Origin of the sequence: Brucella sp. HL-2, from assembly GCF_025846885.2 — a bacterium.
Taxonomy (GTDB): domain Bacteria; phylum Pseudomonadota; class Alphaproteobacteria; order Rhizobiales; family Rhizobiaceae; genus Brucella; species Brucella quorumnocens.
The window spans coordinates 460,590-485,937 of record NZ_JAOYTK010000001.1 but is presented as its reverse complement, the minus strand read 5'-3'; the positions used below and the strand labels follow the sequence as shown (position 1 = coordinate 485,937).

Sequence of the window (25,348 nt, the reverse complement as noted above, 5' to 3'; positions counted from 1 at the left end):
CGATTGAATCCAGTCAGCGCTCTAATTGTTCGTTTCTAAGCACCTCTTATCCGAAAATTACTTCACACTTTTCAAGATGCGCTCAATAATCAGACCCCGGTATTCCGGTCTATGCGGGTGCATATCTTAATGCGAGCGGGGCTTCTATTGACTGAAACGTCAATTGTCAATTGTACCTTCTTCCAGCAACAGACAATGCAATACGGCCAATTCCCTCTATAAGATCGAATTTCACGCGTTCAGGGTAATACTGTTTCAAAAACCAACATCGATCCGGTCGTTTCCGAATGCGTATATTAGCGCATACGCAACTTCATGTTGCGGAAACATCAGTCAACGGGCCGATAATCTCGCTTTTTTCTCGCGTCTGCGCTGTACTGAAGAAGCAATATTCATCGATTCCCGATATTTTGCGACCGTTCTGCGCGCGATATCCACACCGTCCTTCTTCAAGGCTTCGACGATTGCATCATCGGATAATACATCATCAGGCTTTTCCGCGTCGATCATCTGACGGATACGATGGCGCACACTTTCGGATGAATGGGCATCTCCCCCCTCGGAAGAAGCAATGGATGCGTTGAAGAAATAGCGCAATTCAAAGACGCCACGCGGCGTTGCCATGAACTTGTTGGCCGTCACGCGGCTGATGGTTGATTCATGCATACCCACAGCGTCGGCAACGGTACGCAGGTTCAACGGTTTGAGGCGGGTGACTCCGTGCCGGAGGAACCCATCCTGCTGGCGCACGATTTCTTGTGTTACTTTCAGGATTGTACGCGCCCTCTGATCAAGGCTGCGTACCAGCCAGTTCGCCGATTGCATACAATCAGACAGAAACGTCTTTTCTTCGCCTTTGATTGAAGGGGTCACTTCTGCATAATATTCGTTGTTCACGATAAGGCGCGGCTGGGCTGCCGGATTAAGCTCAATACCCCAAGTTCCATCGCGGGCGGCTGCAACCAGCACATCGGGAATGATCACATCTGCAACCGAAACCTCGAACTGGGTCCCGGGCTTCGGATCCAGCATCCTGATCTCAGTCAGCATGTCGAGAATGTCGGATTGATCGACGCCGCAAAGTTTTTTGAGCGTCGCAAAATCACGACGCGCGAGCAGATCGAGATTGTCGATGAGCGCTTCCATCGCCGGATCAAACCGGTCCTTGAGACGAAGCTGAATTGCCAGACACTCGCGCAGATCGCGTGCAAAAAGGCCCGCCGGATCAAAGCTTTGCATTTCATGCAGAATGCGTTCGACATGGATAGTTTCGACACTGAGATTCTGCGCAAGCAAGGAAACATCCGCACGCAGATAACCGCTTTCATCCAGCGCATCTGCCAAAGCCGCTGCAATAAAGCGATCAGCCGGGGTGGAAAACGTCAGCGCTATTTGCTCAGCGACATGTTCGCTCAGCGATACGCGGCTTGCCGTTACCTGATCAATGTCGTAGCTGCCGCCCGCACTATAAGTCTCACCGGCAGAGGTGTTCCATTGAGCAACCAGGTCGATATGCGCATCATCGCTGCGACCGGGATCATCTGGAAAGATATTTTCAAGCGAGCTATCAAATGTTGAAGAGAGATTTTGCGCATCATCGACGGCACCTGTCTTGAACCAGTCTTCATCGGAAGACGCATCCGGCGTGGCATCATCGCCTTCGTGTTGCGGCTCTGCGTCTGCAAAATCATCATTCGCTGCCTCTATTCTGTCCAGCAGCGGATTCTTTTCAATTTCAAGATCGATGAACTGGTCCAGCTCGATATGCGTCATCTGTAGCAGTTTGATCGACTGCATCAGTTGAGGCGTCATCACCAGCGATTGTGACTGGCGAAAATCAAGCTTCGGCGAAAGTGCCATGCGTTGTGTCGTTCCCCCATTTCCCTGACAGCATTTTAGAGCACCGATCTGATGCAATCAGATCGGTGCTCTAAACTCTTTTACTTAAAGCATAATCTTATCGACCCTCGTTTCACTCCGGTCGGATTATGCTCTCAGCTGGCAAACCGCTTGTTCCTGAATTATTTTCAATTAAAGCGCGATGGCCATCAAAACTGGTACGAACCTTGCTTGTCAATTCAGAATGTGGATTTTTCTGACAAAAGAGGAAAATAGTCGCAGAAATGACGCGCTTTGGGAAACGGGAGCAACGTTGTACAGCCGCGCGCAGACTATAGCCTAAATTCAGAGTTTGATCAGAGCGTGAACTGGTCGCCGAGGTAAAGTCTGCGAACATCTGGATTGGCGACGATTTCCGCTGGACGACCATGCGTCAGAACCTGACCGGCGTGAATAATATAGGCACGGTCGATCAGCCCGAGCGTTTCACGCACATTATGGTCAGTGATAAGAACGCCGATGCCACGACTGGTCAAATGGCGCACGAGCTGCTGAATATCGGAGACTGCAATCGGGTCGACACCGGCGAATGGCTCGTCGAGCAGCATGAAGTTCGGGCGAGATGCCAGCGCACGTGCGATTTCCAGACGACGGCGTTCACCACCCGAAAGGGAGATGGCCGGGGCCTTGCGTAAGTGTGCGATATGAAATTCTTCAAGCAGAGCATCGAGCTCGGTGGCCCGCTTCTTGCGGTCTTTTTCGACCACTTCCAGCACAGCCTTGATGTTGTTCTCAACCGACAGGCCGCGAAAAATCGAGGCTTCCTGCGGCAGATAGCCAATACCAAGACGCGAGCGGCGGTACATCGGCATTGATGTTACGTCGTAACCATCGATTTCGATTGCACCAGCATCGGCTGGAACAAGCCCTGTCACCATATAGAAGCAGGTTGTCTTACCGGCACCGTTTGGACCAAGAATACCCACGGCTTCGCCAGCGCGCACGCCAAACGACACACCATTGACGACCTGTCGTCCGCGATAGCTTTTGCAAAGGCCCCGAGCGACCAACGTCCCTTTGAGACGGGTCGTCTTACCGGGCTGCGATGGCATCATACCATCCGCACCCTCAATAGCGGCTGCATTTTCAGACATGCCCTGCTGCTCGTCGGCTTTCTTGTTCCAGAACAATCCCACGCGCGCTCCGGTTAATTCGATTTGGGCGCGGCACCGCCCTGCTTCTGTTGATCCTGCGGCGCCATGATGATGGATACGCGACCTTTGCTCTGGCCCTTGCAGCTTTCGAGGAAAGCTTTGCCGGTGCTCATATTGGCAGTGAGCTTGCAACCGGTTGCAACATTGTCACCATCAGTCAGCACAACCTTCTGGCCCTGCAAGACCATGACCTGACTCTTGCCGTCATAGTTTCCGGTGTCGCCGGTTGCGACCTGCGTGCCGGACTTGAGGTAAACCTTGCCGCTGATTTCGAGACGATCAATACCGGACCCACTCAGACCAGCAGTACCACCAGCAGCCTGACCGCCTTCGCCCTGCGAATCCTTGTTATAATAGACGATCATCTTGCCTGACTTCAAAAGCGCGTCGCCCTGCACGACGGAGACATTGCCAGTGAAAATGGCTTTGCCTTCCTTGTCGAGCATTTCGAGCTTATCTGCGTCAATCTTGATAGGATCCTTGCCACCGGAGAGCTTGAGGCTGCCAAATGGCACCTGCTGGCTGTCCTGAGCCAGAGCGGAGACAGGCGCAACAACGAGGCCAAGCGCCAAAGCTGCAAATCCCATCCGCAAAGTGCGGGTCTTCATGCTCTTGTTCATCTTGCCCGTCTCGCGTTCCATTACTCTCCAGCTCCCCTACAGTTCCTGTTTCAGGAATCGGGTCGAGCACGTCAAATCCCTGCCCGACGCATAAATGTGTCCGAAAAGTCTATCAACCTTTCAGACCTACACCTCAAGCCACAATCATTCGGCCTCAATCTTAAACTTAACGCAGCCAGATAGAAATATCTGACTGCGCAGAAAAGAAACGAAACCCGCAGAACCTGCGTCATACAATATCTTTTAGAGCGCAGTGCGCCCTATCGGGCGCACAAATATCGCTCTAACAGTTTAAACTTGCTGCATAATTTAACCTTAAACCAATTCAAGTTTAAGGAATTATGCAATACTGCGCATGCGCTTTACACCCTAATTTCAAGGCGTGTTGTTGCCCGAAACTGCGCCGCCGTCAATGACGACGCGCACCTTGTTTTCAAAGATCACGATCTTGCCGCTCTCTTTGATCTGCATGCTGTCAGCGCTAATCTGCGTAGTGCCGTTACGAATATCGACGGGCTTGTCGGTCGTCACCTGACCGCTCTTCAGATTGACGTCCGCAGAACGCATGACGGCATGCAAGCCTTCGTTCGTCGTAACAGTAAAATCCTTATCAAGTTGCAAACGACCGTTCGCATTATCGTACACGCCGGATGCAGCCTCTACCTTAGCACTACCATTGTCACCAACTGGCAACTCGGCGGAAATACCTTCAAGCGAGATTGCGCCGCTATTTTTGGCGTCCTGCACAGCCTTTGCCGCAATCATCGAATAGGGGCGATTGTCTTTGGTATAGCCGTTGAGCTGTGGATTGCTCATGACAAGCTTACCGCTCTCGCCACCGTTATTAACTTCCACCTTCACAGGAGCGGCTGGAGTGGCCAGAAACGTGTACCAGGAAAAGACCGCTGCAAGCGCAATTGCGGCAACAGGTAATGCCGTTTTAAGAACACGAACGCGGATCGAATGACGCTGTGCAGCTTTAAAAAGCGAGGCTGCCTTTTCGGACGCTCCAAAATGCATGCCACCGCCATTGGACGCCGCAGAAGCGGATCCTTGCGAAGCATGGATATGTGGTGTGTCAGCGCTCATCGTGTCTTTCGATTACTCAATCTATAATTCGGTCTATAATTCAGCAGCTTTTAAAGCTGTTTTATTGCTCAACTGTTTACAGACGCATCAAGCAAGAAACTTTTTCATGCGATGCTATCTTAGCTCAATACGGTTTATTTGGGGTGCAATACCCTGACACTCAAGTCTAATACACGTCACAAAACACCGCACCTGCCATGCAAAAATGACATGAACATTGCGGAAGGACGGAAAACTGGCTTTTCTTCAGGCTCTTAAAGAAGCAAAAGCCCGATCACTTCATTGTTAACATACAACTGATTTTGATTATAGTCTTGCCATTCGGCCGGCAAAATCGTTGGGGAGCTTGCCGCCTTCCCCTATCATCGGTCATAGATTAAAGAATATCGACAGCATTTCGCTTGAATCATGGATGGATGAGTATGGCTCAGGACGCCGAAGCACTGATCGAAAGACGCAAGCTGCGCAGAAAGCTCACAGTGTGGCGCATCGCTTTTCTGCTTTTGCTCGCGGCTCTCATTGCCGGAATTGCATCTTATTCCATGCGAGGTGCCAATTTTGCGACACCGCATGTTGCAAAAGTTCGCATTGAAGGCACCATTTTTGAAAATGAAGAGCTTATAAAGCGCCTCAACAAGATTGCCGATGACGATGCAGTCAAGGGCGTGATCCTCATCCTCGATTCACCCGGCGGCACAACCGTTGGCGGCGAATCAATTTACGAAGCAGTACGGAAAATCGCAAAAAAGAAGCCGGTCGTGACCCAGGTCGGGACACTTGCAGCATCGGCTGGCTATATGATTGCCAGTGCATCCGATCATATCTTAGCGCGTCAAACATCGATTGTCGGCTCGATCGGCGTGTTGTTTCAGTATCCTGATCTTTCCAAACTGCTCGACACCATTGGCGTGAAGGTTGAGACCATCAAATCGTCGCCATTGAAAGCAGAGCCAAACTATTTCAGCCCGGCAAGCGACGAAGCCAAAGCCATGATCCGCAACATGATCATGGATTCTTACGACTGGTTCGTCGGAATTGTCCAGGAACGCCGCTCTTTCACGCATGAAGAAGCGCTAGCTCTGGCCAATGGCGCAGTCTTTACCGGTCGTCAGGCGTTGCAAAATAAGCTGATCGACGGCCTTGGTGGCGAGGAAGAAGCGGTTGCCTGGCTTACCAGCAAAGGTGTTTCCAAGGATCTGCCAAAGCTTGAATGGAAACCTGTCAGCAGCGACACCGGTTTTTCTCTGCGTGATCTGATTATTCATGCCGGTGCGCGCCTTCTCGGCGTGCCACAAGAGGCCGATGCTATGTTGAAGGAAATCGCCAAGGATCGTATCTTCCTTGACGGACTTCTTTCGGTTTGGCACGTTGACGGAACGCCGGGTGTCACCCCGGCAAATAAATGAGTCCTTTCACCGGACAAGAGAAACACAGGGGTTTAAAGCCGTGATCAAATCGGAACTCGTTCAGGTTATCGCCAGCCGTAATCCGCATCTTTTCCAGCGCGATGTCGAAAACATCGTCGGCGCAGTTTTTGAAGAGATCACCAATGCTCTTGCTGATGGCAATCGCGTCGAATTACGCGGCTTCGGCGCTTTTTCGGTAAAAAACCGCCCGGCTCGCAGCGGCCGCAACCCACGCACCGGCGACACGGTGGATGTTGAAGAAAAGTGGGTGCCATTCTTCAAGACAGGCAAGGAGCTGCGCGACCGTCTCAACGGCGCCATCTGATCGATCGTCATGGTGGCAAAGCGCGTTGTAACAATTGTCATTCTGGTGCCATTGGCGGTCATTCTGATCGCTCTTTCGGTCGCCAACCGTGAAACGGTTGGCCTGACAATTGATCCATTCAATCCCGGCAATCCTGCGCTGACCTATCAGGCACCGTTGTTTATCTGGCTGTTTGGCGCGCTTATCCTTGGCGCTTTGATCGGCGCCGCCGTCACGTGGCTGACCCAAGGCAAGCATCGCCGCCGGGAACGTCGCTTTAAAAAGGAAGCGTCACAGCTTCTGGAACGTGCGGAATCGGCAGAAAAGCGCCATGTGCCAGGCACAGTTTCCAAGATCTGATCGCATCACGCCTTCTTTTTCACTTCCGTTCCGGCTGCATTTGCCCTACCTACACGTCAAATTAAGAACGGAGTGACGGGTGAAGGCGCCAAAAGGAAAAGGCAAAAAGCCATCGGGCGGTAAAGAGCAGCGCGGTTTCGGTCGTGCAAAGCAGGATGAGCCGCGTTCGGCTGCCAAGCATGGAAGCAAGCCCGACGACAAGGGTTCGTTCTTCAGGAAGCCGCGTCCGCAATTCGCCAAAGCTGCGCCCAAACCTGCAGAAGAAAAGCATATCGTAGCACCTCAGCGCGAGATCAAAGCTTACAAAGGCGAGCGCCCCGGTGAACGCACACCCGTCATCCTTGAAACCGAGCCATCAGACGACTACGCGCTGTTGGACAGCGGCGACGGGCTGAAGCTTGAGCAATACGGTCCCTATCGCATCGTGCGCCCGGAAGGTCAGGCAATCTGGCTTCCGAGCCTGCCGAAAAGCGAATGGGACAAAGCCGACGCGGTCTTTACCGGTAATACCGATGAAGAAGGCATGGGACGTTGGGCGTTCCCACATGTGACCCTTGGCGAAACCTGGCCAATGCAGCATGACGGCATCTCGTTTCACGGCCGCTTCACCTCGTTCCGCCATGTGGGTGTGTTCCCTGAGCAGGCAGCACACTGGTCCTATATGGATAGTCTGATCCGCGAAGCAGCCAAGTCTGGCCGCACCGTGAAGGTTCTCAATCTGTTTGGTTATACAGGCGTTGCATCGCTTGTTGCGGCACGCGCAGGCGCCGAAGTGACCCATGTCGATGCTTCCAAGAAGGCCATCGTCTGGGCACGCGAAAATCAGGAAATGGCTGGCCTTTCCGACAAGCCCATTCGCTGGATTTGCGAAGACGCTATGAAGTTCGTGCAACGTGAAGAACGCCGCGGCAGCTTCTACGACATCATCCTGCTTGATCCGCCAGCCTATGGCCGCGGTCCGAACGGCGAAGTCTGGCAGCTATTCGAACATCTGCCTGCCATGGTCGATACCTGCCGTTCAATCCTCACGCCAAACGCGCTGGCTGTCATCTTGACCGCTTATTCGATCCGCGCTTCGTTCTTCGCCATTCACGAGCTGGTTCGTGATCGTTTCACTGGTCTTGGCGGCACGGTCGAATCAGGCGAACTTATTCTGCGTGAACGCTCAGCCAAGCGTGCGCTTTCCACATCCATGTTCAGCCGCTGGGTAGCAAAATGAGCCGAGACGACGATTTTTCCAAAAGCGGCAATCAACAGCATTCGAGTCCTCGTGTGGGGCAGGTGAAGGAAGTCACAAGCCTTACCAATCCGATTGTCAAAGATCTGCGTTCGCTGGCACTGAAAAAATATCGCGATCAGCAGGGCGTTTTTCTGGCAGAAGGTCTTAAGCTCGTCATCGATGCTTTTGAGCAGGACTGGCGCATCAAGACGCTCGTGTTTGCCAAGTCTGGCAAGGGCAACAAGATGGTCGAGCAGGTTGCAGCACGCACCTTCGCCAAGGGCGGACTGGTACTCGAAGTGACTGAAAAGATCATGGCGGCAATCACCCGCCGCGATAATCCGCAGATGGTGGTTGGCGTTTTCGAACAGCAATATCAGCAGCTTGCAAACCTCAAGCCGAAAAGCAACGATGTTTATATCGCGCTTGATCGCGTGCGCGATCCGGGAAACTTGGGTACAGTTATCCGCACCGCCGATGCGGTTGGTGCCAAGGGCATCATCCTGATCGGCGACACCACCGACCCCTATTCGCTGGAAACTGTGCGCGCCACCATGGGCTCGGTGTTCTCGATGCCGCTCTATAAGGTGACGGAAACCGAATTTCTCAATTGGCGCAAAGGTTTTTCGGGCTTGATCGTCGGCACACACCTCAAAGGTGCTGTCGATTATCGCTCGATCCCTTACACCAAAAAGCCTGTTATCCTGATGATGGGCAATGAGCAGCAGGGCCTGCCGGACACACTCGCTGAAACCTGCGACAAGCTCGCACGCATCCCGCAGGCAGGCCGCGCAGATTCGCTTAATCTGGCGATTGCTACCGGTATCATGCTTTATGAAATTCGCCGCGAGGCACTCACTCTCGATGAAAGGGCCAGCGGATGAAGCGTCATGCGGTTTTGTCGTCGTTTCTCGTTGTCATTATCGCAGTCCTGATCGATCAGGGCGTTAAATATCTGGTCGAAACCCGCATGGGTTATGGGCAGCAGATCGATCTGCTGCCGTTCCTCGCGCTGTTCCGTACACATAATGAAGGCATCGCCTTTTCAATGCTGGCATGGCTGCATGACTGGGGCCTGGTCGCGATAACCGCAGCCGTAATCCTTTTTGTGCTCTATCTCTGGTGGACCAACCCCTCTGAACGTACTTTTGCGCGCTATGGATTTGCGCTTGTGGTCGGTGGCGCTATTGGCAACCTCATCGATCGCGTCATGCATGGCTATGTGGTCGATTACATTCTGTTCCATCTGCCGACATGGTCATTTGCCGTTTTCAATCTGGCCGACACCTTTATCACCATTGGTGCAGCACTTATTATTCTGGAAGAATTTCTCGGTTGGCGACGCGAGCGGGCAGCACGCTAGCTGATATTTTCAGCTCTTTTTTGCCCCCAATGCGAAACGCTTGATCAGACTCAAGCTTTCCCCTATTTTGACTATGAAATTTAACTGATTTTTGAAGGGGATAAGCTTCACCCACCCCAAATGACACATTGGTGACACGCTTCTGTCATCCTCGCGTAGCACTGAATCTGTATTGCTGCGGTCAGATTGGACGTCATGTCCACGCAACCAGACCGTAAGAGAATCGGAATTGGTTAGCTCCGGCTGAAATATCAGTCGGAAAACCGTTCAGGAATGCGTGAACAACAGGATCAGGAGCGAATCATCATGTCAGTACTGCTTGGAATGGGCCAGCAAATCATTGATGATACGGTCATGTCGGGCATAGAAGCACAACCAACGCTCTTCACATCCGCAAGCGATCCCATTGTTCTGGGGCGCATCGGGTCCCTGGAAGTACGACTTGCAAATTCTCGCGATGCGATTGACGCGGCGCAGGAATTGCGGTTCCGCGTCTTCTTTGAAGAAATGGGCGCACGCAAGGAAACCATCGAAGAAGTAGAACTGCGCGATTCCGATCGCTTCGATGCGATCTGCGATCATCTGCTGGTTTATGATACCTCATTGCCGGTTCCCGAGCATCAGCAAATCGTTGGTACCTATCGCCTGATGCGTAGCGATCAGGCTGAAAAGGCACTCGGGTTCTACTCGGCCGATGAATATGACGTTCAGCGTCTGACACTTTCTCGTCCGAACCTGAAGCTACTGGAACTTGGCCGCTCTTGCGTTAAGGCGGAGTATCGCTCCAAGCGCACGGTGGAACTTTTGTGGCAGGGTGCCTGGGCCTATTGCCGTCGTCATTCCATTGACGTGATGTTTGGTTGCGCCTCGTTCCACGGCGCTGTGCCTGCGGCACATGCCCTGGGTCTATCCTTCCTGCACCAGAACTGCCGCGCAACATCCGACTGGGATGTGCGCGCGCTTCCGCATCGCTATCAGCCAATGGATCTGATGCCGAAGGAAGCAATCAACAACAAGGTCGCGCTGTTCTCGATGCCACCACTAGTGAAGGGTTACCTGCGTCTTGGTGCGATGATCGGCGACGGTGCTGTGATTGATGAGGCTTTCGGCACGACCGATGTGTTCATCATCCTGCCGATTGAGCGCATTTCAAGCCGCTACATCACGTATTATGGCGCGGAAGCGAACCGTTTCGTCTAAAAATTAACGCTTTCCCCTCGCCCTTCGAAACGGCCTTTCGGGCCTCCTCAGGATGAGGGGAAACACAGCGCGCGATAGGTGAGGGCGGGCCTCTCACCGCCCACGCCCTAAAGTGCGGAGCGAAAAGCGAAGGGGAGGGTTACCCCCTGCCCGCCAATTCCTTCAACTTGTAAACCAGATCAAGCGCCTCGCGCGGGGTCAGTTCATCCGGGCTGATTGCCGTAACGGCTTTGGCCAGCTCGCTGTCCTTTGCGGCAGCTTGGGCTTTTGGCTTCTCTTGTTGAAGTACAACGGAAAACAGCGGCAAATCATCAATCAGCTTGTCGGCTTTGCCGGATGTTTCACCCGCTTCAAGCTGATGCAGAACATCGCGCGCGCGATTGACCACGGCTTCCGGCAGACCGGCGAGACGCGCGACCTGCACACCATAAGAACGATCAGCTGCCCCCTTCGCCACTTCATGCAGGAAGACCACGTCATTGTCCCATTCCTTAACCCGCATGGTGACATTTGACAGCCGGTCGAGTTTTTCAGACAGCGCCGTCATTTCATGGAAATGCGTGGCGAAAAGTGCACGGCAGCGGTTCTTCTCATGCAGATATTCCACGGCCGCCCACGCAATGGAAAGCCCATCAAAGGTTGCCGTTCCACGGCCGATCTCATCAAGGATGACCAGTGAACGCTCACCTGCCTGATTGAGAATTGCTGCTGTTTCGACCATTTCCACCATGAAAGTCGAACGGCCCCGCGCCAGATCATCCGATGCGCCGACGCGGCTGAACAATCGATCCACGACGCCAATCTGAGCAGAACCAGCAGGAACGAAAGACCCCATCTGCGCCATGATCGCGATCAGTGCATTCTGGCGCAGGAAGGTCGATTTACCACCCATATTAGGGCCAGTGAGCAGCCAGATCGCACCATTTCCACCAACCGTTTGCGGAGAAAGATTGCAATCATTGGCAACAAATGGATTGGCTGCCTGACGGCGCAATGCCTGTTCGACCACCGGATGGCGACCGGCCACAATATTGAACGACAAACTGTCATCGACCAGCGGACGACAATAGCCCTGCTCATCGGCAAGAACGGCAAGAGAAGCCGAAACGTCGAACACGCTGAGCGCTGCTGCGGCGGCACGAATGCTATCCGCATGGCTAACCGCTTCCGCAGTGAGTTCCTCGAAAATCGCCAATTCTATCGACAAAGCCCGGTCGGCAGCATTAGCGATTTTACTTTCAAGTGCTGCCAGTTCCGTCGTGGTGAAGCGCATGGCATTTGCCATCGTCTGACGGTGGATGAAGCGTCCCTTGGCAGCATCTGTGTCGGTCATGCTCCCTGCATTATTGGCTGTCACTTCGATAAAATAACCAAGCACATTGTTATGCTTGATCTTCAACGATTTGATGGCTGTTTCCTCGATATAATCGGCCTGAAGACCCGCGATCACCCGGCGCGACTGATCACGGAGCGCGCGCATTTCGTCGAGTTCTGTATTGTAGTCCTGACGCACGAAACCGCCGTCGCGTTTCAAAAGCGGCATTTCATCAGCCAAGGCCCGGTCGAGATGGGCTGCAAAACTTGCCGGTATTTTCACAATCGCGTCGCAGGCATAGCGAAGTTCGTCTGGCAAAAGCGCGCCTTCTAGCAAGGATGCAATCCCACCGGCGGCTTCAAAGCCTCGCTGCAAAGCGCCCAGATCGCGCGGACCACCGCGACCAACCGCCAGACGCGAGAGCGCGCGTGGCATATCCGGCACACCCTTAAGTTCAAGCCGCATAGCGTCGCAGAGCGATTGTTCGCGCAAGAACCATGAAACGGAATCATGGCGTAGCGCGATTTCTACAGGGTTCGTCAGTGGTGCTGTCAAACGTTCGGCGAGAAGACGCGCGCCGCCACCGGTCACAGTTCGATCAATCGCTTTCAGCAGACTGCCCTCGCGATTGCCGGACATTGTGCGGGCGAGTTCAAGGCTGGCGCGGGTGGCAGGATCGATGAAAATCGTGCCGCCTTCCTGCTCGCGTTCAGGTCGCATCAGCGGCGGGCGTTCGGAAATCTGCGTCTTTTCGATATAGGCAATAGCACCGGAAATGGCCGAAAGCTCCGAACGGCTGAACTGGCCAAAACCATCAAGCGTTGCGACATTGAAATAGCGTTGAATGCGCGCCTCCGCTGCACCACTGTCAAACAGAGTTGCAGGTTGTGGAGACACAGCCTTTCCGATCAGATCGAACACCGGACGCAGTTCCGCGTCATGGAATGCAGTGTCGGCCACAATCAGCTCGCGTGGGTCCACACGCATGATATCGGCAAAAAGACGGTCTTCGGCTGTTTCTGCCACGCGGAAGGTGCCGGTTGAAATGTCGATCCACGCGAGTGCCAGCGCGCCGTCACCTTTGGTGCGGCCGAGCGTCATGAGGAAGTTTGCCTCGGACGGATCAAGCAGCTTTTCTTCGGTGATCGTGCCAGGAGTTACAAGACGGATCACATCGCGACGAACGACCGATTTCGAGCCACGCTTCTTCGCTTCAGCCGGATCTTCCACCTGCTCACAGACGGCGACCCGATAGCCCTTGGAAATCAGCTTCTGCAAATAGTCATCAGACGCATGGAATGGCACGCCACACATCGGAATGTCTTCGCCCAGATGCTTGCCACGTTTGGTGAGCGTGATGCCGAGCGCGCGGGATGCTTCCACCGCGTCATCGAAGAATAGTTCGTAGAAATCGCCCATGCGATAAAAGAGCAGCGAATCAACATTCGCGGCTTTGATCTCGATATATTGCTCCATCATGGGCGTGAGGCGAACAGCGGTTTCCTGCACAGCGCTTTCATCTGCCTGTGGGTTATTGTCGCCTGCTTTCGATTCCATACTGAAGCCTTCGTTTATTGCTCATTTAAATCGTTTAAAGTCATAAAGTTTCACAACTCATCACTTTTGGATCAACATCTGTTCCAATATGCACTGTTTACACCGTGCATCACTGGCGTTATCGAATTTGTCCCGCAGATGAACCCGGAGGGAACATGCCAGCCTCGACGCCGAAGGGCAACACGCCAGAACGCACACCCACAGCCAGTGAGAAGGAAGCGCTCGACTTTCACGCTCAGGGCCGCCCGGGCAAGCTGGAAATCAATCCGACCAAGCCCATGACGACGCAACGCGACCTGTCGCTTGCCTATTCGCCCGGCGTTGCCGTGCCGGTCAAGGCCATCGCGGAAAATCCCGCTCTGGCCTATGACTATACGGCCAAGGGCAATCTCGTCGCTGTCATTTCCAACGGCACGGCAATCCTCGGCCTCGGCAATCTGGGTGCGCTTGCGTCCAAGCCGGTCATGGAAGGCAAGGCCGTACTGTTCAAGCGCTTTGCCGACGTGGATTCCATCGATCTTGAAATCGACACAACCGATATCGACGCCTTCATCAATGCGGTGCGTTATCTAGGACCATCGTTTGGCGGCATCAATCTCGAAGACATCAAGGCACCAGACTGTTTCATCATAGAAAGCCGCTTGCGTGAGCTGATGGACATTCCGGTCTTTCACGACGATCAGCACGGAACGGCAATCATTGCCGCCGCCGGCATGATCAATGCGCTGCATCTGACAGGCCGCGATATCAAGAACACCAAACTTGTCTGCAATGGCGCAGGCTCTGCTGGCATTGCCTGTATTGAGCTTATCAAGGCTATCGGTTTCCCTGCCGAAAACGTTACCCTCTGCGACACCAAGGGCGTCGTCTATCAGGGCCGCGAAGAAGGCATGAACCAGTGGAAGTCAGCCCACGCGGTAAAAACGTCGAAGCGCACGCTTGAAGAAGCGATGCAAGATGCTGACATCTTTTTCGGCGTTTCCGCCAAGGGGGCCCTGACCAAGGAAATGGTGCGCTCGATGGCGCCCAATCCGATCATCTTCGCCATGGCCAATCCCGATCCAGAAGTCACACCGGAAGATGTTGCAGAAGTGCGCGATGACGCGATTGTTGCAACAGGCCGTTCGGACTATCCGAACCAGGTCAATAACGTTCTGGGTTTCCCTTATATTTTCCGTGGTGCACTCGACGTTCGTGCCACCACGATCAACGATGAGATGAAAATCGCCGCCGTCTATGCGATCGCAGAACTCGCACGCGAAGACGTGCCGGACGATGTTGTTGCCGCCTATCAGGGCAGCCGTCCGCGCTTCGGTCCGAGTTATATCATCCCGGTCCCGTTCGATCCGCGCCTGCTTGCAACCGTTTCGGCAGCTGTCGCCAAGGCTGCAATGGAAACCGGCGTTGCCGGTCGCGCAATTGACGATCTTGAAGGCTATAAGCGCGAATTGCTGGCGCGTCGTGATCCGATTGCTTCGACATTGCGTGGCATTTATGAGCGTGTGCGCCGTCAGCCAAAACGTATCGTCTTTGCCGAAGGTGAAGAAGAGCAGGTGATGCGTGCCGCTGTGTCCTACGTTAATCAAGGTCTTGGCACTGCAATTCTTGTTGGCCGCGAGGAGCGCGTTGCGGAAACTGCAAAAGCTGCAGGTCTTGATCTTGACCGTCCCGGCATCGAGGTTATCAATGCGCGTCTTTCGAGCCGCAATACCGTCTATGCCGATTATCTCTATGAGAAACTGCAACGCAAAGGCTATCTGACACGTGACTGCCACCGTCTGATCAACAATGACCGCAATCATTTTGCGGCCTGCATGGTAGCGCTGGGCGATGCCGATGGCATGGTAACGGGCATCACCCGTAACTACGCAACCGGACTTGAAGATGTACGCCGTGTAATCGATTCAAAGCCCGGCCATCGTCTGGTGGGTGTTTCCATTGCGCTTTGCCGTGGCCGCACAGTCTTCATCGCAGACACTGCCGTGCACGAACAGCCAACAGCCGAAGAACTTGCGGATATCGCCGTTGAAGCAGCGGGTATGGCGCGCCGCATGGGCTACGTGCCGCGCGTGGCACTGACAGCGTTCTCGACCTTCGGCCATATGGTCGGCGAAAGCTCGGCACGCATTCAGGAAGCAGTTCGTATTCTAAACACGCGTCATGTCGATTTTGAATTCGATGGCGAAATGAGCGCAGACGTTGCCCTCAACCCGAAGCTGATGGACCGGTATCCGTTCATTCGGCTGTCAGGTCCGGCCAATGTCATCGTCACGCCTGACAATCATTCGGCTTCGATTGCAGCCAATATGTTGCAGGAGCTGGGTGGCGCGACAATTATCGGTCCGCTGCTCGTCGGTCTCGACAAGCCAGCGCAGATCGTCAATATCGGCGCAAAAGATACAGATATCGTGAATATGGCAGCAATTGCAGCCTATAATGCGACCAGCTGAAAAGACGACTACAGCGGTTCCAGTTAATATTGAATCGTTGGAACCGCTGTAACTATTTGTTTTTACGCATTTCCGAACGCGAAATCGGTTCTCACTTTTGCTGGAAATGCTTTAAAACACGAGAAAGGCCGGGCAATGCCCGGCCTTTTTGTTTGTATGCGCTTGTCGTTATCGGATCGCAGCGGGAGTATGTTCACCATATCTAAAACCGGCTATAGGATGATAACCGCAAGCCCTTCCCTGCAAGCCGGACATCAAAGCCGCATGAGCGCACACGACCTGAAGCTTGAAGAAATCGTCAATCCCGAAACACTTCGTCGTAAGCTAAACGAACTGGCTGACTCCACAGATGAGAGCTACACAAGCCCGTCCGTGCGTAAAGTCGTGCTGCAAGCGCTTAAAGATGCTCTGATACGCGGTCGTGCGAATGCGGAAAGCATGCTGATGAAAGATGGCGGCGGCACACTTTGTGTTCGACGCCTGTCTTATCTCATGGACACGCTGATCAGCGCGTTGTTCGAATTTGCCAGCACCAAAGCCTATCCGATGACGAACCCGTCAAAAGCTGAAAACATGGCGATCGTCGCCGTTGGCGGCTATGGGCGCGGCGGGCTGGCTCCGGGGTCCGACATCGATCTCTTGTTCCTGCTGCCGTACAAACAGACCCCATGGGGCGAACAGGTCGCCGAATATATGCTCTACATGCTCTGGGACATGGGGCTGAAAGTCGGCCATTCGACACGCAATATCGACGAATGCATTCGTCTTTCGCGCGAAGACATGACGATCCGTACAGCCCTTCTGGATGCGCGGTTCATCATCGGAAACAAAGATCTTTTCACCGCACTGATTACCCGCTTTGACGAGGAAGTGGTCAAAAATACCGGACCTGAATTCATCCAGGCCAAGCTTGCCGAACGCGATGCCCGCCATCGCAAAGCAGGCGAGACGCGCTATCTCGTCGAGCCCAATGTGAAAGAAGGCAAAGGCGGTCAGCGCGACCTGCATACGCTGTTCTGGATCTCAAAATATTTCTATCGCGTGAAAAGCAAGGAAGAGCTGATCAAGCTCGGCGTGCTATCACGAGCCGAATTGCGCCTTTTCAACAAGGCCGAAGATTTCCTTTGGGCTGTGCGTTGCCACATGCATTTTGCAACGCTTAAAGCAGAAGAACGCCTCTCCTTCGATATCCAGCCGGAAATTGCGCAGCGCCTTGGCTACACAGCGCATCCGGGCCAGAACTATGTCGAACGCTTCATGAAGCATTACTTCCTAGTGGCCAAGGATGTTGGAGATCTGACGCGTATTCTTTGTGCGGCGCTCGAAGAAGAACAAGCCAAGCATGTTCCGGGCTTCAACCGCATCTTCCTCACCTTCTCACGCCGCAAGCGCAAGCTTTCAGCCAGTGGAGATTTTGTCTCCGAAAATCATCGCATCAACATTGCTGATCCCGACGTCTTCAAACGAGACCCGGTCAACATCATCCGCATCTTCCATCTTGCCGACAAGCATGGGCTGGAATTTCATCCCGATGCGATGCAACAGCTCACCCGTTCGCTGAAACTCATTAACGGGGAACTACGCGAGAACGCTGAAGCCAATCGCCTGTTTCTTGAAGTACTGACGTCGCCGCGCAATCCGGAATTGATCCTGCGCCGCATGAATGAATCCGGCGTGCTGGGCAAATTCATCCCGGATTTTGGCAAGATCGTCGCGATGATGCAGTTCAACATGTATCACCATTATACGGTGGACGAACATCTGCTGCGCTGCATTCAGGTCATGTCTGAAATCGAGCACGGTGAGCTCGAAAACGAGCATCCGCTAGCCAACCATCTCGTCACCACCATGAAGCGTGATCGTGTTCTACTTTATGTGGCTATTCTTCTGCATGACATCGCCAAAGGCCGACCAGAAGACCATTCCATCGCTGGTGCCCGCATTGCCCGTAGGCTTTGCCCGCGCTTCGGCCTGTCTGCATCAGAAACCGAAACCGTGGAATGGTTAGTGCGCGAGCATCTGACCATGAGCATGGTTGCGCAGTCTCGCGATCTCAATGATCGCAAAACGATTGTCGACTTTGCCGACACGGTTCAGACGATGGAGCGGTTGAAGCTTTTGCTAATCCTGACGGTCTGCGACATCAAAGGCGTGGGCCCCGGCGTCTGGAACGGCTGGAAGGGCCAGCTTCTGCGCACTCTTTTCTATGAAACTGAACTGGTTCTGACGGGCGGCTTCTCCGAATTGCCGCGTGCCGACCGTGACCGGCAGGCGCGTGCTGCATTGGCGGACAAGCTCTCCGAGTGGCCAGCAGCAGAACGTGATGCCTATCTTGGCCTCCACTACACCAACTATTTCCTGACCGTCAGTCTCGATGATCAGGTACGCCACGCCCATTTCATACGGGAAACGGACTGGAATGGTCGTGCGCTTGCCACGATGGCCAAACCACATACTTTTGAGGCCGTCACAGAAATCACCGTGCTCGCCCCCGATCATCCGCGTCTGCTGTCGATTATTACCGGTGCGTGTGCTGCGGCTGGCGGCAACATTGTCGATGCGCAGATCTTCACCACGGGCGACGGCCGCGCGCTCGACACAATCCTGATCAGCCGTGAATTCGACACTGACGACGATGAGCGCAGACGTGCCGAGCGTGTGGGCAAGGTGATCGAAGACGTGCTTTCCGGCAAATCCCATTTGCCGGATGTTCTTGCCAAGCGCACCAAGCCCAAGAGAGGCGCCAAAGCCTTCAAGGTGGAGCCGCATGTCGAGATCAACAACACGCTGTCCGACAAGTTCACCGTCATCGAAGTGGAAGGGCTAGATCGCCCCGGCCTTCTTTCGGAACTGACCGGCCTTATTTCTGACCTTTCGCTGGATATTGCTTCGGCTCACATCACCACGTTTGGCGAAAAGGTGATCGATAGTTTCTATGTAACCGATCTCGTCGGGCACAAGATTTCAAACGCAACCCGACAGGGCAATATCAAGCGCAAGCTCCTTGCCGTTCTTGGTGGGGAAAACAGCGCAAAGACCAACGGTCGCGCAGCAGCATAGGTTTTTAGATTAAATGAGTTTGGTCAAAAAGTTCGCAACGGTCGCGTCCGGCACGCTGATGAGCCGCATTTTCGGCTTTACGCGCGAAATGTTCATGGCAGCAGCACTCGGCACCGGCCCCGTGGCGGATGCGTTCAATGCTGCCTTCCGCTTCCCGAACACGTTCCGCAGGCTTTTTGCTGAAGGTGCATTCAATGCGGCCTTCGTACCGCTTTTTGCCAAGGAGATAGAAAAGAACGGCATGGAAGGCGCACGCCGCTTTTCTGAAGAAGTTTTTGGCGTTCTTTTCACGGTCCTGCTTTTCATCACTATCGTGATGGAACTCTCCATGCCGTTTATCGTGCGCACAGTCATTGCGCCTGGCTTCACCGATGATCCGGTAAAGTTCGACAATACTGTGCGGCTTGCGATCATCATGTTCCCCTATCTCGCCTGCATGTCGCTTTCGGCAATGATGGGCGGAATGCTCAATTCGCTGCATCGTTATTTTGCGGCAGCCATCGCGCCGGTTTTCCTCAACATCATTCTCATTGGCGTTCTGGCCTTTGCATGGTGGAAGGGCTACGACGCGCTTGCTGTCGGCTATGGGCTCTCATGGGGTGTCATGGCGGCCGGTGTGGTGCAGCTGGCTATCGTATGGCTTGCTGTGCGCAATGCAGGCATCAAAATCGGTTTCCGTCGCCCGCGCCTCACCACAAATGTCAAAAGACTTCTGGTGCTGGCACTGCCTGCTGCGATTACCGGCGGAATTACGCAGATCAATCTGCTGATCAACACCAATATCGCATCAGGCATGGAAGGCGCTGTCTCCTCGCTCGTCTATGCTGATCGCATCTATCAGTTGCCGCTCGGCGTGGTGGGTATTGCGGTTGCGACTGTGCTTTTGCCGGAGCTCTCCCGCGCATTGCGCGGCGGACACATGAAAGAGGCTTCGAACCTGCAAAACCGCTCGGTCGAGTTCACGTTGTTTCTCACCCTTCCGGCAGCCGCAGCCCTACTTGTCATGTCGGAGCCGATAGTGCGGCTTTTGTTTGAACGCGGCCAGTTCAGTGCTGAATCGACAATCGTCGTTTCCAATATTCTCGCGATTTACGGTTTGGGCCTTCCAGCGTTTGTTCTGATCAAAGCCTTCATTCCGGGCTTCTTCGCGCGCGAAGATACCCGTACACCAATGATCTTCGCAGCCATTTCAGTGGTTGTGAACGTGTCGCTGGCCATCACGCTTTTTCAACGCATGGGTCCAAGCGGCATAGCGATTGCCGAAATTACTGCCGGTTGGGTCAATGCAGCGCTCTTGTTCGCAACACTCGTTAAGCGTGGCCATTGGGGGAGCGATATACCGTTGCTGACCCGAATTCCGCGCCTGCTGATTGCAGCGGGCGTGATGGCGACAGGTATCTATTTTGCCATCGGGCATTTTGCGTATGAACTCTCATCTGCTGCACCGTTCGCGGTCAGAGCTGGCACTGTTACGACGATGGTTGTCGCTGCGATGATTGTCTACTTCGCATTGGCCTTTGGTCTTGGCGGTGCCAATACCGGAATGATCCGCCGCGGTATCAAACGTGGCGCTGTGAAGAAAGAGCCTGAGAGCGACAAGTAAAAGCGCGCATCTTTTCCGAAAACCGTTTCACACTTTTCGGGATGCGCTTTTATTGCCCTTGAAAGGCCGCTATGCCTCTGCGAAAAGATTAGAGTGCCGTGCGCCCCATTGCGCGCACGGCACTCTAACAATTTAGATTTGTTGCATAATCTTCCTGAAGTTGATTTCAACGTTAGGTAAGATTATGCAACGACATTCTTAAATCCTTCGCTCTCCACCGGCGGAGGCCAACATCAGGATAAAGTCATGAGCACGTTTAAACCGCTTGTCTTCTCCGGCGTCCAACCGACCGGAAATCTTCACCTCGGCAATTATCTGGGTGCGATCAAGCGGTGGGTAGAGGTTCAGGAGACGCAGGAATGCATCTACTGTGTCGTCGATATGCACGCGCTGACCGTGTCGCCTGATCCGGCTGAACTCATTCAGTCGACCCGCGAAGTCACGGCGGCATTTCTGGCCGCAGGCATTGATCCCAAGCGAAGCATCGTCTTCAATCAGAGCCGCGTCATGCAGCATGCGGAACTCGCTTGGGTATTTAACTGCGTTGCGCGCATTGGCTGGATGAGCCGCATGACGCAGTTCAAGGACAAGGCAGGCAAAGACCGCGAGAACGCCTCGCTCGGCCTCTTCGCCTATCCAAGCCTCATGGCTGCCGACATTCTGCTTTATCGCGCGACCCATGTTCCAGTCGGCGAAGATCAGAAGCAGCACCTCGAACTGACCCGTGACATCGCACAGAAGTTCAACAACGATTATTCTGATCGCATCGCTTCGCTAGGCATTGGTGTCGACATGAAGGTTGGTGACGAACAGGTTTCTGGCTTTTTCCCGCTAACCGAGCCGATGATTTCAGGTCCGGCCATGCGTATCATGTCGCTGCGTGACGGCACCAAGAAGATGTCGAAATCCGACCCTTCAGACCTTTCGCGCATCAACCTGATTGATGACGAAGAGACCATCAACAAGAAGATCCGCAAAGCCAAAACCGATTCGGATGGTTTGCCTACGGAAGTCGACGGCCTCGCTGGGCGTCCGGAAGCGGATAATCTCGTCGGCATCTATGCTGCCTTGTCATCGAAATCCAAGCAAGAAATCCTGAGCGAATTCGGAGGCCGTCAGTTCTCCGAATTCAAAGCAGCACTCGCTGATCTCGCTGTGGCAAAGCTGTCGCCCATCACCCATGAAATGCGTCGTTTGGTGGCCGATCCCGCCTATATCGACAGTGTTTTGAAAGACGGTGGCGAACGCGCCAGCGTGATTGCAGAGGCAAACATGCGCCACGTCCGCGATATTATCGGCTGGTTGCAGGACTGATAAATAATCAGGAGCTGCCCGCTTGCGGGCGGCTCTTTGCAATGCCACATTATCGCCATGGTATCCAAACGACTTAGCCGCGAAGCCGGCCACCGCCGCAAGTTTCTTGCCGTTATTGACGACACGCCCGAATGCGAGCGTGCTGTCGCCTATGCCGCACGCCGCGCCAAGAATACCAATGGCGCGCTCGTTATGCTGTTTGTCATCGATAATTCGGATTTTCAGCAGATTCTCGGCGTTGGCGAAATCATGCGGCAGGAAGCAGAAGAACGCGCACGTTCAACGCTCGAAAAATTCGCAGCCGCCGTGCGCGAAGCACAGGGCATTGAGCCTGAACTCATCATTCGCGAAGGCAACACCAATGATCAGTTGCCAAGTCTGATTGAAGAAGATCAGGACATAGCCATTCTGGTTCTGGCTGCTGGTTCTGGCAAGGAAGGTCCCGGGCCTCTGGTCCAATCTCTTGCTGGGCGAGCACTGTTTCAGATCCCCGTTACCGTGGTCCCCGCAGGACTTTCCAATGATGACATTGATGCGGTGACATAATCACCCTATATTGATCGTAACTGATATGCAGCTGATCGAAGCAAGCCTTGCTTCCTCGCTCATTGGCGCTTACTAGTGGTCTACTTCCGACATTTGCATCCCTTGAATATAGGCGTCGAGCCGATGTCGGAAGAAAAAGACCACTAGAAAATTTATGAATCTAGTGGATTTTTAGAATTTGACGTTTGAAACAGCATCTATGTCGGTCGGGATTCAAACGTCAAACTCAATCCACTAGAACCCATCCAGAGTTGAAAGCGGAGAACGGGCATGTTCATCCAGACTGAAACGACGCCAAACCCGGCGACCCTGAAGTTTCTGCCAGGCAAGGTTGTCATGCCTGAGGGGACCGCGGATTTCCGCGACGCGGCAAGCGCGGGCAACACCTCGCAGCTCGCAGCCAAGCTTTTTGCGGTACCCGGCGTAACCGGCGTCTTCTTCGGCTATGATTTTGTCACGGTCACCAAAGACGACGGCGAATGGCAGCACCTGAAGCCTGCCATCCTTGGTACGATCATGGAACATTTCATGTCGGGCCTGCCAGCCATGGCTGGTAATGCCAACGCAGACGCAGCCGCCGCTCATGAAGATGAAGAGTTCTTCGATGAAGCCGACACCGAAATCGTCGAAACCATCAAGGAATTGATCGAAACTCGCGTTCGCCCGGCTGTTGCACAGGACGGCGGCGATATCACATTCCGCGGCTTTGAAAATGGCACAGTGTTCCTGCACATGAAGGGCGCCTGCTCTGGCTGCCCATCATCGACCGCAACGCTTAAGCATGGCATCCAGAATCTTCTGCGCCATTTCGTGCCGGAAGTGCAGCAGGTCGAACAGATCTGATTGCCGATTTTACTTCAGCAAAAAGGCCGCTTCTCAGCGGCCTTTTTTGATTTCAGCGTAAGGTTTACTGCCTCACTATAACCTTGGCACCTTGCTCAGCGCGCTCATGCAAATCAATAATATCCTGGTTCATCATGCGTACGCAGCCGGAAGACATAGCTTTACCAATCGACCACCATTCAGGCGTTCCATGGATACGATAGCCAGTGTCTCCGCCTTTGTTATAAAGATAGAGTGCGCGTGCACCGAGCGGGTTTTTCAGACCCGGACCCATGCCATTGCGATATTTTGCCAGTTCCGGCTGACGCTTGATCATAGGAGCCGGTGGCGTCCATGTCGGCCATTCGCGCTTCATGGCGACACGTGCTGTTCCTGACCAGCCAAAACCCTCACGGCCCACGCCGATGCCATAGCGCATAGCCTTGCCGTCAGGCATGACGTAATAGAGAAACTTCTCGCGCGTCTCAACAATGATCGTGCCCGGCGCTTCGTCGGTCTGATATTTCACGATCTGTCGGCGATATTGCTGCGGAATCTTTTCATTGGGAATTGCCGGGATCGTGTAACCAGCGTCGCTGACCGCAGAATAAGACGCGGTGTAGAAGGTGCCGCCAACTGTTGAGCAACCGGCCAGTACACCACCAAGAAGAAGGGCTGCACTCAGCCGCAAGACGCGAGAATTCATGAATTTCCCCTAAATTGCTTCTTATCGTCAACAGGAGCGAATCGCCCATTCATGTGAAAACATGCGTCAGTATTGTTAACCAGCCGTTAACCGTAAATTGAAAAACGTAATTTTGCCATTTTATCGCCACCTTTTCCAAGATTAAGCCGCTGGAATGCCGCTTAAAATCAACGTTCTTTGATTGCTCAACGCGAGTTGAGGGCGCAAAATGTACCCATGCCAATCGTGATTCCCAACAAAACGCACCCCCTTTCTGACGGACGCCAGTCCGAAAACGCAATGCTCGTGCGTCGTGGTGTGCAGCGCCTGTTTCTGGAAATGGGGCTGGCAACTTTACCGGAATTGCCGCTGGCATCCGGTAGGCGCGCTGACCTGATTGCTGTCAGCCGCAAAAGTGAAATCTGGATCGTTGAGATAAAATCTTCAATCGAAGACTGGAAGGCAGACCGGAAATGGCCAGACTACCGCGCTTTTTGTGACCGGCTGTTTTTCGCGACGCATCCGTCGGTGCCGCGCGAAATCTTTCCGGAAGATTGCGGCTTCATTCTATCGGATGGATATGGCGCAGAAATTCTGCGAGATGCACCGGAGCATAAGCTTGCGGGTGCCACACGCAAAGCGCTGATGTTGCGCTTTGCAAGAGCAGGTGCTGCACGTCTGACGATTGCAGAGCTTGCAGGTCTCGATGTGCCCGAGACCGATATAGATTAACGCGGTGCGCGCTTGGCCAGAATGCGCTGCAAAGTACGGCGATGCATATTGAGGCGGCGGGCTGTCTCGGAAACATTGCGCTCGCACATCTCATAAACGCGCTGAATATGCTCCCAACGCACGCGATCAGCCGACATCGGATTTTCCGGTGGTGCAACCTTTTCACCGGGACGACGGGTTAGAGCAGCAAAAACCTCATCCGCATCGGCAGGTTTGGAGAGATAGTCAATCGCGCCGAGCTTTACCGCGTTAACCGCTGTCGCGATATTACCATAACCGGTGAGCACGATAGCGCGCGTGTCGGTACGACGAGAGCGGATAGCCTCAATAACATCAAGCCCGTTACCATCTCCCAGCCGCATGTCTACGACCGCATAAGCGGGCGCAGCGGCCTTTGCAGCGGCGATGCCTTCTTCAACCGATTCTGCAGTCGTTACCTGAAAACCCCGGCCTTCCATGGCACGGGCAAGACGCTGCAAGAAAGGCTTGTCATCATCAACCAGAAGGAGGGTGGGATCGTTGCCAATGGCTTCGGTGTCTTCCTGCTTCAAGTCTTCCATGGGGTACTTCCTGCCTGTATTTTTGTTTCCTTATTGATATCCCTGCGTCAAAAAGTCAAATAGCCATTGAATTATTGAAGCAATCTCAGC

At 53.7% G+C, this 25,348-nt stretch carries 21 protein-coding genes; 14 read left to right on the top strand and 7 right to left on the bottom strand.

Annotation, left to right across the window (positions count from 1 at the left end; genetic code table 11):
• Positions 1 to 333 precede the first annotated feature (333 nt).
• From rpoN to lptC, 4 genes are all read right to left on the bottom strand, one after another.
• The gene (gene rpoN / locus OIV19_RS02275; protein WP_095445914.1) at positions 334 to 1,860 is read right to left on the bottom strand and encodes an RNA polymerase factor sigma-54; all 1,527 of its coding nucleotides are present in this window, start codon (positions 1,858 to 1,860) and stop codon (positions 334 to 336) included.
• 335 nt (positions 1,861 to 2,195) lie between these two features.
• The gene (lptB, locus tag OIV19_RS02270; RefSeq protein ID WP_095445913.1) at positions 2,196 to 3,035 is read right to left on the bottom strand and encodes an LPS export ABC transporter ATP-binding protein; all 840 of its coding nucleotides are present in this window, start codon (positions 3,033 to 3,035) and stop codon (positions 2,196 to 2,198) included.
• A gap of 11 nt (positions 3,036 to 3,046) precedes the next feature.
• Positions 3,047 to 3,694 carry an LptA/OstA family protein gene (locus tag OIV19_RS02265; RefSeq protein ID WP_095445912.1) on the bottom strand — a complete coding sequence of 216 codons (648 nt, stop codon included), beginning with the start codon at positions 3,692 to 3,694 and terminating at the stop codon, positions 3,047 to 3,049.
• 354 nt (positions 3,695 to 4,048) lie between these two features.
• Entirely contained in the window at positions 4,049 to 4,762 is a 714-nt protein-coding gene (gene lptC / locus OIV19_RS02260; protein WP_095445911.1) for an LPS export ABC transporter periplasmic protein LptC, read from the bottom strand.
• Positions 4,763 to 5,184: 422 nt separating this feature from the next.
• On the opposite strand from lptC, the gene sppA reads away from it, so the two are divergent.
• The 7 genes from sppA to olsB all read left to right on the top strand — a co-directional run bounded on the left by sppA (position 5,185) and on the right by olsB (position 10,614).
• Positions 5,185 to 6,168, top strand: coding sequence for a signal peptide peptidase SppA (gene sppA / locus OIV19_RS02255; RefSeq protein WP_095445910.1), 984 nt, complete (start codon positions 5,185 to 5,187; stop codon positions 6,166 to 6,168).
• 40 nt (positions 6,169 to 6,208) lie between these two features.
• Positions 6,209 to 6,493: an integration host factor subunit beta gene (locus OIV19_RS02250; protein ID WP_007873253.1), complete on the top strand. Its 285-nt coding sequence runs from the start codon at positions 6,209 to 6,211 to the stop codon at positions 6,491 to 6,493.
• A 9-nt stretch (positions 6,494 to 6,502) separates the two neighbouring features.
• Positions 6,503 to 6,832, top strand: coding sequence for a lipopolysaccharide assembly protein LapA domain-containing protein (locus OIV19_RS02245; RefSeq protein WP_095445909.1), 330 nt, complete (start codon positions 6,503 to 6,505; stop codon positions 6,830 to 6,832).
• A gap of 79 nt (positions 6,833 to 6,911) precedes the next feature.
• Positions 6,912 to 8,051, top strand: coding sequence for an RsmD family RNA methyltransferase (locus OIV19_RS02240; RefSeq protein WP_095445908.1), 1,140 nt, complete (start codon positions 6,912 to 6,914; stop codon positions 8,049 to 8,051).
• Positions 8,048 to 8,935 (top strand): TrmH family RNA methyltransferase, encoded by an 888-nt coding sequence (locus OIV19_RS02235; protein WP_264230541.1) that lies wholly within the window; start codon positions 8,048 to 8,050, stop codon positions 8,933 to 8,935. Before OIV19_RS02240 ends, OIV19_RS02235 begins: the two co-directional genes overlap by 4 nt.
• Positions 8,932 to 9,414, top strand: a complete 483-nt coding sequence (gene lspA / locus OIV19_RS02230; protein ID WP_264230540.1) for a signal peptidase II — start codon at positions 8,932 to 8,934, stop codon at positions 9,412 to 9,414. The genes OIV19_RS02235 and lspA overlap by 4 nt, the downstream gene beginning before the upstream one ends.
• A 306-nt stretch (positions 9,415 to 9,720) precedes the next feature.
• Positions 9,721 to 10,614: a l-ornithine N(alpha)-acyltransferase gene (gene olsB / locus OIV19_RS02225; RefSeq protein ID WP_264230539.1), complete on the top strand. Its 894-nt coding sequence runs from the start codon at positions 9,721 to 9,723 to the stop codon at positions 10,612 to 10,614.
• A gap of 139 nt (positions 10,615 to 10,753) precedes the next feature.
• On the opposite strand, the gene mutS is transcribed toward olsB, so the two are convergent.
• Complete coding sequence (gene mutS / locus OIV19_RS02220; RefSeq protein WP_095445905.1) at positions 10,754 to 13,486, bottom strand: DNA mismatch repair protein MutS; 2,733 nt, start codon at positions 13,484 to 13,486, stop codon at positions 10,754 to 10,756.
• 155 nt (positions 13,487 to 13,641) lie between these two features.
• On the opposite strand from mutS, the gene OIV19_RS02215 reads away from it, so the two are divergent.
• The 6 genes from OIV19_RS02215 to OIV19_RS02190 all read left to right on the top strand — a co-directional run bounded on the left by OIV19_RS02215 (position 13,642) and on the right by OIV19_RS02190 (position 23,302).
• Positions 13,642 to 15,936, top strand: a complete 2,295-nt coding sequence (locus OIV19_RS02215; RefSeq protein WP_264230538.1) for an NADP-dependent malic enzyme — start codon at positions 13,642 to 13,644, stop codon at positions 15,934 to 15,936.
• 264 nt (positions 15,937 to 16,200) lie between these two features.
• Positions 16,201 to 18,996 carry a [protein-PII] uridylyltransferase gene (locus OIV19_RS02210; RefSeq protein WP_095445903.1) on the top strand — a complete coding sequence of 932 codons (2,796 nt, stop codon included), beginning with the start codon at positions 16,201 to 16,203 and terminating at the stop codon, positions 18,994 to 18,996.
• 13 nt (positions 18,997 to 19,009) lie between these two features.
• Complete coding sequence (gene murJ / locus OIV19_RS02205; RefSeq protein WP_095445902.1) at positions 19,010 to 20,599, top strand: murein biosynthesis integral membrane protein MurJ; 1,590 nt, start codon at positions 19,010 to 19,012, stop codon at positions 20,597 to 20,599.
• A 246-nt stretch (positions 20,600 to 20,845) separates the two neighbouring features.
• Positions 20,846 to 21,913 carry a tryptophan--tRNA ligase gene (gene trpS, locus OIV19_RS02200; protein WP_095445901.1) on the top strand — a complete coding sequence of 356 codons (1,068 nt, stop codon included), beginning with the start codon at positions 20,846 to 20,848 and terminating at the stop codon, positions 21,911 to 21,913.
• Positions 21,914 to 21,919: 6 nt separating this feature from the next.
• Positions 21,920 to 22,459: a universal stress protein gene (locus OIV19_RS02195; RefSeq protein ID WP_208636306.1), complete on the top strand. Its 540-nt coding sequence runs from the start codon at positions 21,920 to 21,922 to the stop codon at positions 22,457 to 22,459.
• A gap of 270 nt (positions 22,460 to 22,729) precedes the next feature.
• Positions 22,730 to 23,302, top strand: a complete 573-nt coding sequence (locus OIV19_RS02190; protein WP_095445899.1) for a NifU family protein — start codon at positions 22,730 to 22,732, stop codon at positions 23,300 to 23,302.
• Positions 23,303 to 23,366: 64 nt separating this feature from the next.
• Here the strand turns inward: OIV19_RS02190 and OIV19_RS02185 are convergent, their stop codons facing one another.
• Entirely contained in the window at positions 23,367 to 23,987 is a 621-nt protein-coding gene (locus OIV19_RS02185) for a L,D-transpeptidase (protein WP_095445898.1), read from the bottom strand.
• Positions 23,988 to 24,203: 216 nt separating this feature from the next.
• Between OIV19_RS02185 and OIV19_RS02180 the strand changes: the two genes are divergently transcribed.
• Positions 24,204 to 24,698 carry an MmcB family DNA repair protein gene (locus OIV19_RS02180; RefSeq protein WP_095445897.1) on the top strand — a complete coding sequence of 165 codons (495 nt, stop codon included), beginning with the start codon at positions 24,204 to 24,206 and terminating at the stop codon, positions 24,696 to 24,698.
• Here the strand turns inward: OIV19_RS02180 and regA are convergent.
• Positions 24,695 to 25,258 carry a global response regulator transcription factor RegA gene (gene regA / locus OIV19_RS02175; protein WP_024898183.1) on the bottom strand — a complete coding sequence of 188 codons (564 nt, stop codon included), beginning with the start codon at positions 25,256 to 25,258 and terminating at the stop codon, positions 24,695 to 24,697. The genes OIV19_RS02180 and regA overlap by 4 nt on opposite strands.
• Positions 25,259 to 25,348: the final 90 nt, after the last annotated feature.